This is a genomic window from Burkholderia dolosa, from assembly GCF_902499135.1.
Lineage (GTDB): Bacteria > Pseudomonadota > Gammaproteobacteria > Burkholderiales > Burkholderiaceae > Burkholderia > Burkholderia dolosa.
On record NZ_CABVPR010000003.1, the window covers coordinates 16,617 to 31,331 of the forward strand.

13 protein-coding genes are annotated in these 14,715 nt (G+C 66.7%); 10 read left to right on the plus strand and 3 right to left on the minus strand.

What is annotated here, in order from left to right; all coding sequences use genetic code 11:
* The first annotated feature begins 148 nt into the window (after positions 1–148).
* Together BUB20358_RS02190 and BUB20358_RS02195 are read left to right on the plus strand one after the other, a co-directional pair.
* Positions 149–1,483, plus strand: coding sequence for an NAD(P)/FAD-dependent oxidoreductase (locus BUB20358_RS02190; RefSeq protein ID WP_006765491.1), 1,335 nt, complete (start codon positions 149–151; stop codon positions 1,481–1,483).
* A gap of 410 nt (positions 1,484–1,893) precedes the next feature.
* The gene (locus tag BUB20358_RS02195; protein WP_006765492.1) at positions 1,894–2,769 is read left to right on the plus strand and encodes a dienelactone hydrolase family protein; all 876 of its coding nucleotides are present in this window, start codon (positions 1,894–1,896) and stop codon (positions 2,767–2,769) included.
* 58 nt (positions 2,770–2,827) lie between these two features.
* Here BUB20358_RS02195 and BUB20358_RS02200 read toward each other — a convergent pair whose 3' ends face one another.
* Together BUB20358_RS02200 and BUB20358_RS02205 are read right to left on the minus strand one after the other, a co-directional pair.
* Positions 2,828–3,697, minus strand: coding sequence for a sulfurtransferase (locus BUB20358_RS02200; protein WP_006765493.1), 870 nt, complete (start codon positions 3,695–3,697; stop codon positions 2,828–2,830).
* 116 nt (positions 3,698–3,813) lie between these two features.
* Positions 3,814–4,920, minus strand: coding sequence for an aromatic ring-hydroxylating oxygenase subunit alpha (locus tag BUB20358_RS02205; RefSeq protein ID WP_035973644.1), 1,107 nt, complete (start codon positions 4,918–4,920; stop codon positions 3,814–3,816).
* A gap of 270 nt (positions 4,921–5,190) precedes the next feature.
* On the opposite strand from BUB20358_RS02205, the gene BUB20358_RS02210 reads away from it, so the two are divergent.
* The 4 genes from BUB20358_RS02210 (at position 5,191) to folE2 (ending at position 9,315) form a co-directional block, all read left to right on the plus strand.
* A complete protein-coding gene (locus BUB20358_RS02210; RefSeq protein ID WP_006765495.1) occupies positions 5,191–5,484 on the plus strand; it encodes an exodeoxyribonuclease VII small subunit in 294 nt (97 codons plus the stop codon).
* On the plus strand, positions 5,481–6,365 hold the full coding sequence (locus BUB20358_RS02215; RefSeq protein ID WP_006765496.1) for a polyprenyl synthetase family protein: 885 nt from the start codon (positions 5,481–5,483) through the stop codon (positions 6,363–6,365). The genes BUB20358_RS02210 and BUB20358_RS02215 overlap by 4 nt, the downstream gene beginning before the upstream one ends.
* An 81-nt stretch (positions 6,366–6,446) precedes the next feature.
* Positions 6,447–8,351 carry a 1-deoxy-D-xylulose-5-phosphate synthase gene (dxs, locus tag BUB20358_RS02220; RefSeq protein ID WP_035973646.1) on the plus strand — a complete coding sequence of 635 codons (1,905 nt, stop codon included), beginning with the start codon at positions 6,447–6,449 and terminating at the stop codon, positions 8,349–8,351.
* 154 nt (positions 8,352–8,505) lie between these two features.
* A complete protein-coding gene (folE2, locus tag BUB20358_RS02225; RefSeq protein WP_006765498.1) occupies positions 8,506–9,315 on the plus strand; it encodes a GTP cyclohydrolase FolE2 in 810 nt (269 codons plus the stop codon).
* A gap of 105 nt (positions 9,316–9,420) precedes the next feature.
* Here folE2 and tsaD read toward each other — a convergent pair whose 3' ends face one another.
* Positions 9,421–10,461 carry a tRNA (adenosine(37)-N6)-threonylcarbamoyltransferase complex transferase subunit TsaD gene (tsaD, locus tag BUB20358_RS02230; protein ID WP_006765499.1) on the minus strand — a complete coding sequence of 347 codons (1,041 nt, stop codon included), beginning with the start codon at positions 10,459–10,461 and terminating at the stop codon, positions 9,421–9,423.
* Between the two features lie 120 nt (positions 10,462–10,581).
* On the opposite strand from tsaD, the gene BUB20358_RS02235 reads away from it, so the two are divergent.
* The 4 genes from BUB20358_RS02235 (at position 10,582) to dnaG (ending at position 14,673) form a co-directional block, all read left to right on the plus strand.
* Positions 10,582–11,811, plus strand: coding sequence for a BaiN/RdsA family NAD(P)/FAD-dependent oxidoreductase (locus tag BUB20358_RS02235; RefSeq protein ID WP_258230457.1), 1,230 nt, complete (start codon positions 10,582–10,584; stop codon positions 11,809–11,811).
* 75 nt (positions 11,812–11,886) lie between these two features.
* Positions 11,887–12,099 carry a 30S ribosomal protein S21 gene (rpsU, locus tag BUB20358_RS02240; RefSeq protein WP_004190342.1) on the plus strand — a complete coding sequence of 71 codons (213 nt, stop codon included), beginning with the start codon at positions 11,887–11,889 and terminating at the stop codon, positions 12,097–12,099.
* A 178-nt stretch (positions 12,100–12,277) separates the two neighbouring features.
* The gene (locus BUB20358_RS02245; protein WP_006765501.1) at positions 12,278–12,724 is read left to right on the plus strand and encodes a GatB/YqeY domain-containing protein; all 447 of its coding nucleotides are present in this window, start codon (positions 12,278–12,280) and stop codon (positions 12,722–12,724) included.
* Positions 12,725–12,798: 74 nt separating this feature from the next.
* Positions 12,799–14,673: a DNA primase gene (gene dnaG / locus BUB20358_RS02250; protein WP_006765502.1), complete on the plus strand. Its 1,875-nt coding sequence runs from the start codon at positions 12,799–12,801 to the stop codon at positions 14,671–14,673.
* The last annotated feature ends 42 nt before the right edge of the window (positions 14,674–14,715 follow it).

The window sequence follows — 14,715 nt, forward strand, 5'->3', positions numbered from 1 at the left end:
TTCCGGGATCGAACACATCGAAGTGTTTCGAACCACGCATCGATGATGTTCGAACCGGTTAATCCGTCGGACGACTGTCGGGCGACGCGAATGCATCGCGTTCCGGGTTCGTCCGCGGCAGCAGTTTCGAATCGCAAAGGGGGAATCGATGCATCGGATCATCATCGTAGGCGGAGGCGCGGGCGGCCTGGAACTGGCGACGCGGCTCGGCGACCGTTACGGCGCGCGCGGCAATCGTCCCGCACGCGCGCTCGTCACGCTCGTCGACCGCAATCCGACGCACATCTGGAAACCGCTGCTGCACGAGGTCGCGGCCGGCAGCATGGATCCGTTCACGCAGGAACTCGAATATGCGGCGCAGGCGCGCTGGCACGGCTTCGAGTTTCAGCAGGGCGAGCTCACCGCGCTCGACCGCGCGGCGAAGCGCATCACGCTGTCGCCGGTCAACGACAGCGACGGCGCGGAACTGCTGCCCGCGCGCGAGCTGGACTACGACACGCTCGTGATCGCGATCGGCAGCACCACGCATTTCTTCGGCGTACAGGGCGCCGCGGAAAATGCGATCGCGCTCGACACGGTGGCCGAAGCCGAGCGGTTCCGCAAGCGATTGATCGCCGCGTGCATGCGCGCCGAGCATCAGGCGGTGGCGCCGACCGTGCCCGGCGACGCGACGGAGCCGCGCATCCAGATCGTGATCGTCGGCGGCGGCGCGACCGGCGTCGAACTGTCCGCGGAGCTGCGCAACACCGCGCAGGTGCTGTCCGTATACGGGCTGCACAAGCTCGATCCGCAGCACGACGTCGGCATCGTGCTGATCGAATCGGGGCCGCGGATTCTTCCTGCGCTGCAGGAGCGCGTGTCGGCCGCGACAGCCGAACTGCTTGAAAAGCTCGGCGTGCGGCTGATGCTCGGCGAACGCGTGACCGAGGTCGCTGCGGGGCTCGTGCACACGGCGAGCGGCAAGGCGGTGCGCGCGGACCTCACCGTGTGGGCGGCCGGCATCAAGGCGCCGTCCGTGCTGTCGCAGCTCGACGGGCTGCAGGTCAACAAGCTCGGCCAGCTCGACGTGCGGCGCACGCTGCAGACGGTCACCGACGACGACGTGTTCGCGCTCGGCGATTGCGCCGCGTGTGCGTGGCCGGGCAACGAACGCAACGTGCCGCCGCGCGCGCAGGCCGCGCACCAGCAGGCGAGCTTCCTGCTGAAGGCGATCGCGTGCCGGCTCGAAGGGCGGCCGCTGCCCGAATTCACCTATCGCGATTTCGGCTCGCTCGTGTCGCTCGGCCATTTCAGCGCGGTGGGTAATCTGATGGGCGGGCTGATCGGCGGCAACATGCTGATCGAAGGTCTGTTCGCGCGCTTCATGTACATGTCGCTGTATCGGCTGCACATCGCGGCGCTGCACGGTTATCCGCGGATGGTCCTCGACACGGTCGCGCACTGGCTGCGGCGCACGACGTTGCCGCGCGTCAAGCTGCACTGAGCTCGCGCGCGAAGCGGGCGGCGCGTGCGTGTTGCGCGCGGTGCCCGTCGTCTCGACGGGCACGATCGTCGCCGCCCGTGTGTTGCGCCGGTGCCGCTGCGTGCCGGTTGTTCTTTGCATCGTGCAAGTCGTTCGACGCACGGCGACGCGCTCGTGCCCGTCGGCGGCTGCGGATGCGCGCGGATAACGGGCAGAATGCCGTGCCGCGGTTCGGGTGGCGGTACCGATCGCCGTCATCCGGTCTTACACATCCGACAGTTGACGCGACAACGGAATATTGGGCATCTTGTCCGGGTTTTTCGCTTGCGGCGGGGTGCCACCGTCGCGACATCCGCGCCGCGTGCCGGCGCGTCGCCCCGTCCGGCCGAATCCGGCGCGTCGACGGCGGCGTCCCATCGAGGAGTGCATTCATGTTGAAACCCGAAGTCGACAGCCTGGTTCCCCACGTTCCGTTCTCGCGCCGCAAGTTCATGCAGGCCGCGCTCGGCGGCACCTTCGCGGCCGCCGTGCTGCCTGTGTCGGCGCAGACGATCACGACCGACAGCGCCGGGCTGGACGTCGACACCGTCGAGATCCGCTCGGGCGACGCGAGCGTGCCGGCGTACCGCGCGCAGCCGATCGACAAGACGAATCTACCGGTCGTCATCGTGATCCACGAAATCTTCGGCGTGCACGCGCATATCGCCGACGTGTGCCGCCGCTTCGCGAAGCTCGGCTACCTCGCGATCGCGCCCGACCTGTTCGCGCGGCAGGGCAACGCGTCGAAGTATCCGACGATCCAGGCGCTCGTCGAGAACATCGTCAGCAAGGTGCCGGACCGGCAGGTGACCGAGGATCTCGATGCGACGGTCGCGTGGGCCGGCAGGAACGGCGGCGATCCGACGCGCATCGGCGTGACGGGCTTTTGCTGGGGCGGCCGCCAGACGTGGCTGTACGCGGAGCACAATCCGCACGTGCGGGCGGCCGTTGCGTGGTATGGATTCGTCGAAGGCAAGACCGACGAGATGACGCCGTTCAACCCGGTCGATCGCGCGACGTCGCTGAAGGTGCCGGTGCTCGGGCTGTACGGCGAGAAGGACGCGAACATCACGCAGGCGTCGCTTGCCGACATGCGCCGAGCGATCCAGACGAGCGACTCGAAGCTCGCGCGCGAATCGGAGATCGTCGTGTATCCGGATGCCGGCCACGCTTTTTTCGCCGACTATCGGCCGAGCTACGTGAAGGGCGATGCGGAGGACGGCTGGAAGCGCGCGATCGCGTGGTTCCACAAGTACGGCGTGATGTAAACGGCAAGCGGCGGCCAAGGCCGCCGCCGTGTCGTTGCATCGGCGCGTTCGTGCGCGCTTACGGTGTCGGGCCGGTGGCGACCGGTCGCGACGGATCGGCGCTCCATTCGCTCCACGAGCCCGGATACAGCGATGCGCCGTGCAGCCCCGCGATCTCGAGCGCGAGCGCGTTGTGGCACGCGGTCACGCCGGACCCGCATTGCAGGATCACGCGATTCGGCTCGGTGCCGGCCAGCAGCGCGGTGAATGTTTCGCGCAGCTCATGGCCGGTCTTGAAGCGGCCGTCGGCAGCCAGATTGTCCTTGAAGAAACGGTTGCGCGCGCCGGGGATGTGTCCGCCGACCGGATCGATCGTTTCGTTCTCGCCGCGATAGCGGTCCGGCGCGCGCGCATCGATCACGACGCGCGTGGGCGACTTCACGTTCGCGAGCACCGTCGCCGCGTCGACGGTCGATTCGAGCGGCGCCGATGCGCGGAAGTCGCCAGCGGCCGGCTGCGGCACGTCGGTCGTCAACGGCTGGCCGGCGGCTTCCCACGCTTGCAGCCCGCCGTCGAGCACCGCGACGGAGTCGTGCCCGAGCCAGCGCATCAGCCACCACAGCCGCGCCGCGTACGCGCCGCCTTGCGCGTCGTACGCGACGACCTGCTGGCCTTGCCTGACGCCGCGGCTCGCGAGCAGCATTGAGAACGCATCGCGGGTCGGCAGCGGGTGGCGGCCGTTGGTGCCCGTCTTGCGACCCGACAGGTCGCGATCGAGATGCAGATATTGCGCGCCGCGGATATGGCCGGCCGCATACGCGGCTTCACCGGCGGCCGGATCGGCGAGATCGAAGCGGCAATCGAACACCGCGACGCTGCCGGGCGCCGCGGCCAGCCGCTCGGCGAGATTGGCCGCCGAGATGAGCGTGGTGTAGTGAGTGTGTGACATGACGGCTCCCTGGAGTGCGAACGGCCCGATACCGGAAGTCTAAACAAAAAAAGACGGGCCGAAACCCGTCTTTTTCTCGATACCGAACGCCGTGAGCGTCGATGCTCGCGCAGCCGTCAGATATGCCCGAGCTGGCGGCGCAGGAACTCGTGGAAGTGCTGCATGCCATCTTCCATCGGGCTCTGATACGGGCCGACCTGCGACTCGCCGCGCTCCATCAGCGCGCGGCGGCCCGCGTCCATCCGCATTGCGATCTCGTCGTCCTCGACCGCCGTTTCCATATACGCGGCGCGCTCGGCCTCGACGAATTCGCGCTCGAACAGCGCGATTTCCTCGGGGTAATAGAACTCGACGATGTTGGTCGTCTTCTGCGGGCCGCGCGGAATCAGCCACGACACGACCAGCACGTGCGGATACCACTCGATCATGAGGCCCGGGTAGTAGACCATCCAGATCGCGCCGAACTCCGGCGGCACGCCGTTGCGGAACTTCAGCACCTGCTCGTGCCATTTCCGGTAGGTCGCGCTGCCCGGTTTCGCGAGCGCGTTGTGGACGCCGACCGTCTGCACGCTGTACCAGTCGCCGAACTCCCACTTGAGGTCGTCGCACGACACGAAGCTGCCGAGGCCCGGATGGAACGGGACGACGTGGTAATCCTCGAGGTAGACCTCGATGAACGTCTTCCAGTTGTAGTCGCACTCGTGCACTTCGACGTGATCGAACTGGTAGTCGGAGAAGTCGAAGTGATGTTTCGTGCCGAGGTTCGCGAGATCGCGCGCGACGTTCCGGCCCTCGGCCTCGAACAGCAGCCCCTGCCAGTTCTGCAGCGGAGTCTTGCCGAGATTCAGGCACGGCTTGTCGGGGAAGTGCGGCGCGCCGAGCAGCTGGCCCTCCAGGTCGTACGTCCAGCGGTGCAGCGGACACACGATGTTCGGTGCGTGACCGCGCCCGTTGAGCATGATCGCCTGCCGATGACGGCACACGTTCGACAGCAGCTCGATCTGGTTCGCCTGATTGCGGACCAGCACGCGGCCCTCCTTCTCGGACGGCAACGCAAAATAGTCCCCCGCCTCGGGCACCATCAACTCGTGCCCGACGTAACGAGGACCTTTCTTGAAGAGGGTTTCGATCTCGCGCTCAAGCAGCGCCTCATCGAAGTATGCAGTGACTGGAAGCTGGCTGTGAGCCGACTTCAACTGAAGCGCATCGCTCAGATTGGACATTCCCACTCCCGGTGATAGCGTGAAAGCAGTGAACAACCCAACCATCGAAAAATCGATTTAGGGAAACGGAGAATTATACCCGGTTCGCCCCATAAGGCCAGCATTAAGTGCCTGATTTGTGTCAATTTTTTGTCGAGCTACGATGGGCGCACGCATCCCGCGCGGCGAAGATGGGGCCGGAATGCAGGCCCGCGCGCCAACTCGGCCGGTCGGAAAATTGTCTTTTGCCGTAGAATGTCCGACTTGTTTTGAAATTTGACACCCTCGTCCATGGCGAAAACCGCATCCCCCGGCGCCACGCCGCCCGACAATGGCGCCGAGCCGTTGCCGGACAATTATGAGACGGCGCTCGCGGAGCTCGAGACGCTGGTCGGCCGGATGGAAGGCGGCGCGCTGAGTCTCGAGGATTCGCTTGCGGCGTATCGTCGCGGTGCGGCCCTCGTTGCATTTTGCCAACAGCAGCTCGAGAAGGTGGAGCAGCAGGTCCGCGTGCTCGACGGCGCGACGCTGAAGCCGCTTTCGTCCGCAACGGCCGCCACGGACGGCGAAGACGACGATCTATGACATTCGAACAATGGATGCGGTCTGTGCTCGACCGTGTCGAGGACGCACTCGGCCACTATTTGCCGGCTGAAAGCGCGGTGCCCACGCGGCTCCACGAAGCGATGCGCTATGCAGTCCTCGGAGGCGGCAAACGCGTTCGTCCGCTGCTGTGCCACGCGGCAGGCGAACTGACCGGTGCGACCGAAGCGGCGCGCAATGCGGCCGCCGCGGCGCTGGAGATGATTCACGTGTACTCGCTCGTGCACGACGACATGCCGTGCATGGACGACGACGCGCTGCGGCGCGGCAAGCCCACCGTGCACGTGCAGTACGACGAGCCGACCGCGCTGCTCGTCGGCGATGCGCTGCAGTCGCAGGCATTCGTCGCGCTGACCGACGCCGATGCGCTGTCGCCGGTGCAGCAGGCAGCGCTCGTGCGCGAGCTGGCGCTCGCGAGCGGCTCGCTCGGAATGGCCGGCGGTCAGGCGATCGATCTGGCGAGCGTCGGCATCAAGCTCACGCGCGAGCAACTGGAGACGATGCACCGGATGAAGACCGGCGCGCTGCTGCGCGCGGCCGTCCGGATGGGTGCGCTGGCCGGTGAGACGCCGTCGGCGGACACGATGGCGGCGCTCGACGTATACGCAGGGGCCGTGGGTCTGGCGTTCCAGGTCGTCGACGACATCCTCGACGTGACGACCGATTCGGCGACGCTCGGCAAGACGGCCGGCAAGGACGCGGCGAACGACAAGCCGACCTACGTTTCGATCCTCGGCCTCGACGCGTCGCGCGAGCTCGCAGCGCAGCTGCGCGCCGAAGCGCACGATGCGCTGAAACCGTTCGGCGCGCGCGCACAGCGTCTTGCCGAACTTGCCGACCTGGTGGTGAACCGGGTCAGCTGACGCGAAAGCCCGCCGCCGCGCACACGCTACGGTGCGTGCAATAGAATGCGGGCGCGTTTGATTTCCTACAATGGAACGACGATGTACGACTTGCTGAAAACCATCGACGACCCGGCAGACCTGCGCCGCCTCGATCGTCGCCAACTGCAACCGCTCGCGGACGAGCTGCGCGCGTTCGTGCTCGACAGCGTGTCGAAGACGGGCGGCCATTTGTCGTCCAACCTCGGCACGGTCGAGCTGACGATCGCGTTGCACTACGTGTTCAACACGCCGAACGATCGCATCGTCTGGGATGTGGGTCACCAGACCTATCCGCACAAGATTCTGACGGGCCGCCGCGACCAGATGCATACGCTGCGCCAGTTCGGCGGCATTTCCGGCTTCCCGCGTCGCAGCGAATCCGAATACGACACGTTCGGCACCGCGCACTCGAGCACGTCGATTTCGGCTGCGCTCGGCATGGCGATCGGCAGCCAGCTGAACGGCGACGACCGCTTCTCGATCGCGGTGATCGGCGACGGTGCGATGACCGCCGGCATGGCGTTCGAAGCGATGAACAACGCGGGCGTGTCCGAAGATGCGAAGCTGCTCGTGATCCTCAACGACAACGACATGTCGATTTCGCCGCCGGTCGGTGCGCTGAATCGCCATCTCGCGCGTCTGATGTCGGGCCGCTTCTACGCGGCCGCGCGTGCCGGCGTGGAGCGCGTGCTGAGCGTCGCGCCGCCGGTGCTCGAGCTCGCGCGCAAGCTCGAGGAGCACGCGAAGGGCATGGTCGTGCCGGCCACGCTGTTCGAGGAATTCGGCTTCAACTACATCGGTCCGATCGACGGTCACGATCTCGATTCGCTGATCCCGACGCTGCAGAACATCCGCGAGCTGCGCGGCCCGCAGTTCCTGCACGTGGTCACGAAGAAAGGCCAGGGCTACAAGCTCGCCGAAGCCGATCCCGTGCTTTACCACGGCCCCGGCAAGTTCAATCCGGCCGAAGGCATCAAGCCGTCGGCGACGCCCGCGAAGAAAACCTACACGCAGGTGTTCGGCGAGTGGCTGTGCGACGAAGCCGAGCGCGACTCGCGCGTCGTCGGCATCACGCCCGCGATGCGCGAAGGCTCGGGCATGGTCGAGTTCGAGAAGCGCTTCAAGGATCGCTACTACGACGTCGGCATCGCCGAGCAGCATGCGGTGACGTTCGCGGGCGGCCTCGCGACCGAAGGGCTGAAGCCGGTCGTCGCGATCTATTCGACGTTCCTGCAACGTGCGTACGACCAGCTGATTCATGACGTCGCACTGCAGAACCTGCCGGTCGTGTTCGCGATCGACCGCGCGGGCCTCGTCGGCGCCGACGGCGCGACGCATGCGGGCGCGTACGACCTCGCGTTCATGCGCTGCATCCCGAACATGACGATCATGGCCGCGTCCGACGAGAACGAATGCCGCCAGATGCTGCATACGGCGCTGCAGCAGCCGAACCCGACCGCGGTTCGCTATCCGCGCGGTGCCGGCACCGGCGTGGCGACCGTGAAGGAGTTCACCGAGATTCCGCTCGGCAAGGGCGAAGTGCGTCGCCGCACGTCGCAGCCCGAAGGCAAGCGCGTCGCGATTCTCGCATTCGGCACGATGGTCGCGCCGTCGCTGGCCGCGGCCGAGGAGCTCGATGCGACCGTCGCGAACATGCGCTTCGTGAAGCCGCTCGATGCGGCGCTCGTGCGCGAGCTCGCGCAGACGCACGACTACCTCGTCACGGCCGAGGAAGGCTGCGTGATGGGTGGCGCGGGCTCCGCGTGCGTCGAAGCCCTGATGGAGAGTGGGGTTATCCGGCCCGTACTACAATTGGGCCTCCCTGACCAGTTCATCGATCACGGCGACCCCGCGACGCTGCTGTCGCAGTGCGGTCTCGACGCAGCGGGCATCGCGAAGTCGATTCGCGAGCGCTTCCTGAATCCGGCGGCCGATGTCGCCGGTCAGGCGAAGCGCGTCGCGTAGGTCGACGCCGCCCGCGGGCGGTGCCGATGCGACTGGCGCAACCGGTCTTCATTGATACGGAAAACATGGGCCTGCGGGCCCATGTTGCTTTTCCGGCTGCCGCATCGCGCGGCGTGCGCGTCGTCGGACGCGCGGCTTACAAGGATTGAACAAGATGAACCAGATGAATCCCGCCTTCGTGATGCCTGACGTGCAGAGCACGGTGGATACCCGTCAGATCCCGATTCAGCGCGTGGGCGTGAAGGCGGTCCGGCATCCGTTGACGGTGTGCACCGAAAGCGGCGACGTGCAGCCGACGGTCGGCGTCTGGAATCTCGATGTTCGTCTGCCGGCCGACCAGAAGGGCACGCACATGTCGCGTTTCGTCGCGCTGCTCGAAGAGAACCGCGCGCCGCTGACCGTCGAGCGCTTCCGCGCGATGCTCGCGTCGATGCTCGCGAAGCTGGAAGCGGAAGCGGGCCGCATCGAGGTCACGTTTCCGTACTTCGTGAACAAGACGGCGCCGGTGTCCGGCGTGCAGAGCCTGCTCGACTATGAAGTGACGCTCGCGGGCGAAAGCCGCAACGGCGACACGCGTGTGTTCCTGAAGGTGCTCGTGCCGGTGACGAGCCTGTGTCCGTGTTCGAAGAAGATCTCGCAGTACGGTGCGCACAATCAGCGCTCGCACGTGACGATCGACGCCGAGCTTGCGGCCGATCTGCCGGTCGAAGCGCTGATCCGGATCGCGGAAGAGGAGGCGTCGTGCGAGCTGTGGGGGCTGCTGAAGCGGCCGGACGAGAAGTTCGTCACCGAGCGCGCATACGAGAATCCGAAGTTCGTCGAGGATCTCGTGCGCGACGTCGCGCAGCGTCTCGATGCGGACGAACGCATCGTCGCGTATGTGCTCGAGGCCGAGAACTTCGAGTCGATCCACAATCACAGCGCGTACGCGCTGATCGAGCGCGACAAGCGGCAGGCCGGGTAACGGCTGCGTCGATTGCGCCATGCGATGCAAAAAGGCCGCTCGATTCGAGCGGCCTTTTTGCGTTGTGCGTGCTGCGCGGCGGAGCGTGCCGCTGTGCGGCGCGCTTCAGCGTGCGAGCGACGCCAGATCCCAGCGCGGCTTCACGGTGAACGCGTAATCGGTGTTCGCCTGTTCGGGCCAGCGGCCGAGCCGCAGCGCGCCGGCAAGCGCGATCATTGCGCCGTTGTCGGTGCAAAGCGCAAGGTCGGGATAGTGCACGTCGTAGCCGCGCTTCGCAGCCGCGGCCGACAGCGCGGCGCGCAACTGGCGGTTCGCGCCGACGCCGCCCGCGACCACGAGACGCTTGAGCTTCGTCTTCTTCAGCGCGGCGAGCGATTTCGCGACGAGCACGTCGACGGCTGCGTCGACGAAGCCGCGCGCAAGATCGGCCTTTGCGCGCTGCAGTGCGTCGCCGGACAACTGCGCCGCATCGAACTTCTTCATCTGCGTGAGCACGGCCGTTTTCAGGCCGCTGAAGCTGAAGTCGAGATCGCCCGAATGCAGCATCGGGCGTGGCAGCACGACCGCGCCCGGCGTGCCCGATTCCGCGAGCTTCGACACTTCCGGGCCGCCCGGATAGCCGAGGCCGAGCAGCTTCGCGGTCTTGTCGAACGCTTCGCCGGCTGCGTCGTCGAGCGTTTCGCCGAGCGTCTCGTAGACGCCGACCTCCGTCACGCGCATCAGCTGCGTGTGACCGCCCGATACCAGCAGCGCGACGAACGGGAACGGCGGCGGCTCGTCGACGAGCAGCGGCGACAGCAGATGGCCTTCGAGGTGATGGATGCCGACGGTCGGCTTGTTCCATGCGAGCGCGAGTGCGTTCGCGATACTGGCGCCCACCAGCAGCGCGCCGGCAAGGCCGGGGCCCTGCGTGAACGCGATCGCGTCGATGTCGTCGCGGCGCGTGCCGCTCTTGTCCATCACTTCCTCGAGCAGCGGCAGCGCGCGGCGGATGTGATCGCGCGACGCGAGTTCGGGCACGACGCCGCCGTAGTCGCGATGCATCGCGATCTGCGAATGGAGCGCGTGCGCGAGCAGGCCGCGCTGCGTGTCGTAGAGCGCGAGGCCGGTTTCGTCGCAGGAGCTTTCGATGCCGAGAACGAGCATGGGTGCGGGCCGGCACGCTGCGTCGAGCGTGCCGCGGGAAGGTCAACGTAACCGGAAAGTATAGCAGGCGACGGTCGGTAGCCGCCCGCGGCGGGCCGGCTGCGGTGTTGGGCAGGTACAATCCGCGCCATGGAAACTTACGACATCGCCGTGATCGGCGCGGGCGCCGCGGGCATGATGAGCGCCGCCGTCGCCGGGCAACTCGGCCGTCGCGTGGTGCTGATCGACCACGCGCCGCGGCTCGCCGAGAAAATCCGCATCTCGGGCGGCGGCCGCTGCAACTTCACGAATCTCTACGCCGGTCCGGACAACTACCTGTCGGCGAATCCGCATTTCGCGCGCTCGGCGCTCGCGCGCTATACACCGCGCGACTTCCTCGCGCTGCTCAAGCGCCATCGCGTGACCTGGCACGAGAAGCACAAGGGGCAGCTGTTCTGCGACCACGGCAGCGACGCGATCATCGATGTGCTGAAGCACGAGTGCGACGCGGGCGGTATCGCGTGGCGCCGGCCGGTGGTCGTCGATGCGGTCCGCCACGCGCCGGCCGACGGCTTCATGCTCGATACGCAGCAGGCGGGGACGATCGCCGCCCGCGCGCTGATCGTCGCGACCGGCGGCCTGTCGATCCCGAAGATCGGCGCGACGGATTTCGGCTACCGGCTCGCGAAGCAGTTCGGCCACAAGCTGGTCGACACGCGGCCCGCGCTCGTGCCGCTCACGTTCGCGCAGCAGGACTGGGAACCGTTCGCGGCGCTGTCCGGCGTGTCGCTCGAGGTGCGCGTATCGACCGGCGACAAGAAGCGCGGCGGCGAATTCGTCGAGGATCTGCTGCTGACTCACCGCGGACTGTCCGGGCCCGGCATCTTGCAGATCTCGAGCTACTGGCAGCCCGGCGACCCGATTCGCGTCGATCTGCTGCCGCAGCGCGACGCGGTGGCCGACCTGCTCGACGCGAAGCGCACGTCGAAGCGCCAGATCGGCTCGCTGCTCGCCGATTGGGTGCCGTCGCGTCTCGCGCACGTGTGGCTCGACACGCACGGCGTCGCGGCCGACGCGCGGCTCGCCGACTTGCCGGACAAGACGCTGCGCCGGATCGGCGACGCGCTGTCCGGCTGGACGCTGACGCCGAACGGCACCGAGGGCTACAAGAAGGCCGAAGTGACGAAGGGCGGCGTCGATACGCGCGAGCTGTCGTCGGCGACGATGATGAGCGCGCGCGTGCCGGGGCTGTTCTTCATCGGCGAGGCGGTCGACGTGACGGGCTGGCTCGGCGGCTACAACTTCCAGTGGGCATGGGCGTCCGGCACGGCCGCCGGGCAGGCGGCCGCCGAATTCGCGCGCGGGGCTTGACGCGATAGTGCGTTTGTGCAGCGGCTCTGCTATACTCGCTAATCTTTCCCTGCAAACCTTTATTCGTGTCGGATCATGACGATCATTCGCGTTAAAGAAAACGAGCCGTTCGAAGTTGCCATGCGTCGCTTCAAGCGCACGATCGAGAAGAACGGTCTGCTGACCGAGCTTCGTGCGCGAGAGTTCTACGAGAAGCCGACCGCGGAGCGCAAGCGCAAGAAGGCTGCTGCGGTGAAGCGTCACTACAAGCGTATCCGCAGCCAGATGCTGCCGAAGAAGCTGTACTGAACGATCGAGCGCCGCACGGTTGGCCGGCGGCGCACCGGCGGCTTGCACGACCAGCCACGCTCGGGCACGAGCCGCCGATGCCGGATTCGAGCAACCCGCTTGAGACATGGTCCAAGCGGGTTTTTGTGTTGACGTCCGCTCGCGGGCGTCGAAGTCACGTTTCCATCCCGGGTGCAAGATGAGTTTGAAAGAGCAGATCAGCGAAGACATGAAGGCCGCGATGCGCGCGAAGGAAAGCGAGCGTCTCGCGACGATTCGCCTGCTGATGGCCGCGATCAAGCAACGCGAGGTCGACGACCAGGTCACGCTCGACGACGCCGGCATCACCGCCGTGATCGACAAGATGATCAAGCAGCGCAAGGATTCGATCAGCCAGTTCCAGGCCGCGGGCCGCGACGATCTCGTCGCGAAGGAGCAGGCCGAGCTGACCGTGCTCGCCGCATACATGCCCGCTCAGCTGTCGGACGACGAGGTGGCCGCCGAAGTGCAGGCCGCGATCGCGCAGACGGGCGCGGCCGGTCCGCAGGACATGGGCAAGGTGATGGGCGTGCTGAAGGGCAAGCTCGCCGGCCGTGCCGACATGACGGCGGTTTCCGCGCAGGTCAAGGCCGCGCTCTCGAAGTAAAACCGGGTTCCCGGCGTGCGCAAATCGCGCGTGCGCTGCGGGCGTCGCGTCGTCCTCTTTCGTTCGATCCCACGGTGATTCCGCATTCGTTCCTGCAGGATTTGCTGAACCGCGTCGATATCGTCGACGTGGTGGGCCGGTACGTGCAGCTCAAGAAGGGCGGCGCCAACTTCATGGGGCTGTGCCCGTTCCACAACGAGAAGAGTCCGTCGTTCACGGTCAGTCCGACCAAGCAGTTCTATCACTGCTTCGGCTGCGGCGCGCACGGCACGGCGATCGGCTTCCTGATGGAGCACGCCGGGCTCACGTTTCCCGAGGCCGTGCAGGAACTCGCGCAGTCGGTCGGGCTCACCGTGCCGCACGAGCCTTCGATGCGCGGCGGCGGTGGAGGCGGCGGTGGCGGCGATTATCCGGCGCCGGTGTCGAAATCGGTGGCGACCGCGTTGTCGGACGTGATGTCCGTCGCTTGCGACTATTACCGCAAGCAGCTGCGCGGCGCGACCGTCGCGATCCAGTACCTGAAGAGCCGCGGGCTGACCGGCGAGATCGCGGCGCGCTTCGGGCTCGGCTACGCGCCGGACGGCTGGCAGAACCTCGAAGCCGCGTTCCCCGACTATCGGGACGAGTCGCTCGTGGAGTCGGGGCTCGTGATCGTCAGCGAGAAGACCGATGCGCAGGGCGTCGCGCGCCGTTACGACCGGTTCCGCGAGCGGATCATGTTTCCGATCCGCAACGTGAAGGGGCAGGTGATCGGCTTCGGCGGCCGCGTGCTTGGCAGCGGCGAACCGAAGTACCTGAACTCGCCGGAAACGCCGCTGTTCAACAAGGGCAGCGAACTGTACGGGCTGTTCGAAGCGCGGCTCGCGATCCGCGAGCGCAAGTACGTGCTGGTCGTCGAAGGCTACATGGACGTCGTCGCGCTCGCGCAGCTCGGCTTTCCGAACGCGGTGGCGACGCTCGGCACGGCATGCACGCCGATCCACGTGCAGAAGCTGCTGCGGCAGACCGACACCGTGATTTTCAGCTTCGACGGCGATTCGGCCGGGCGGCGCGCGGCACGGCGCGCACTCGATGCGTGTCTGCCGCATGCGGCGGACAACCGCACGATCCGGTTCCTTTTTTTGCCGCCCGAGCACGATCCGGACAGCTATGTGCGCGAATTCGGCGCGGACGCGTTCTCCGAGCAGGTCGAACGCGCGATGCCGCTGTCGCAATTTCTGCTGAACGAGGCGATTTCCGGCAAGGCGCTCGACCAGCCGGAAGGGCGGGCGAAGGCGCTGTTCGACGCGAAGCCGCTATTGCAGGCGCTGCCCGCGAACGCGTTGCGTGCGCAGATCATGCACATGTTCGCGGACCGTCTCGACATTCCGTTCGAGGAGGTCGCGGCGCTGTGCGACGTCGATTCGCGTATCGCGGCACCGCTGCGTCACGCTCCCGCGCGCAGCGAGCGGCGTCGCGTGACGGACAGCGAAAAGCGCGCGTTGCGCACGCTCGTGATGTATCCGCGGATCGCGTTGCAGCTCGACGACGAACAGATTGCGACCCTGCGCGTGCTGCCGCGCATCGGCGAATTGTTCGCGGAAGTCGTCGATCATGCGCGCGCGCTGGGCGATGGCGCCGAGTTCCGGCTGCTGTCCGACGTGTTGAGGACCTCCTCGAACGCGGCGACTTACGAGGAAATCTTCCGCGAAATTCTGGACTATGATGAAAACGTCCGCGATCTGCTGTTACAGAATCCGGACGACGACGCGGCGGCCGAGCGGCAGCGCGAGCAGGAACGGATCGCCGGCGAGGAACTGCAGGCGGCCGTGCTGAAGATGCGCTACGACGCATGCTGCGACCGGCTCGACCGGCTGGCGCGCCAGTCCGCGTTGACGTCCGAGGAGTTGGCTGAATTGACGGAATTGAATCAGCAGCGAACCGACATGAAGCGTCGGCTCGGGCTATAGGCGGCCGGGGGCCCGGAGAGGGGTTCCCCAGCGTGCTATAAT

Excerpts from the sequence above, each read along its gene's own strand:
- BUB20358_RS02215 (WP_006765496.1), top strand. The coding sequence starts at position 5,481 with ATGACATTCGAACAATGGATGCGGTCTGTGCTCGACCGTGTCGAGGAC.
- dxs (WP_035973646.1), top strand. The coding sequence starts at position 6,447 with ATGTACGACTTGCTGAAAACCATCGACGACCCGGCAGACCTGCGCCGC.
- BUB20358_RS02200 (WP_006765493.1), bottom strand. The coding sequence starts at position 3,697 with ATGTCACACACTCACTACACCACGCTCATCTCGGCGGCCAATCTCGCC.
- BUB20358_RS02205 (WP_035973644.1), bottom strand. The coding sequence starts at position 4,920 with ATGTCCAATCTGAGCGATGCGCTTCAGTTGAAGTCGGCTCACAGCCAG.
- rpsU (WP_004190342.1), top strand. The coding sequence starts at position 11,887 with ATGACGATCATTCGCGTTAAAGAAAACGAGCCGTTCGAAGTTGCCATG.
- folE2 (WP_006765498.1), top strand. The coding sequence starts at position 8,506 with ATGAACCAGATGAATCCCGCCTTCGTGATGCCTGACGTGCAGAGCACG.
- BUB20358_RS02245 (WP_006765501.1), top strand. The coding sequence starts at position 12,278 with ATGAGTTTGAAAGAGCAGATCAGCGAAGACATGAAGGCCGCGATGCGC.
- BUB20358_RS02190 (WP_006765491.1), top strand. The coding sequence starts at position 149 with ATGCATCGGATCATCATCGTAGGCGGAGGCGCGGGCGGCCTGGAACTG.
- BUB20358_RS02210 (WP_006765495.1), top strand. The coding sequence starts at position 5,191 with ATGGCGAAAACCGCATCCCCCGGCGCCACGCCGCCCGACAATGGCGCC.
- tsaD (WP_006765499.1), bottom strand. The coding sequence starts at position 10,461 with ATGCTCGTTCTCGGCATCGAAAGCTCCTGCGACGAAACCGGCCTCGCG.
- BUB20358_RS02195 (WP_006765492.1), top strand. The coding sequence starts at position 1,894 with ATGTTGAAACCCGAAGTCGACAGCCTGGTTCCCCACGTTCCGTTCTCG.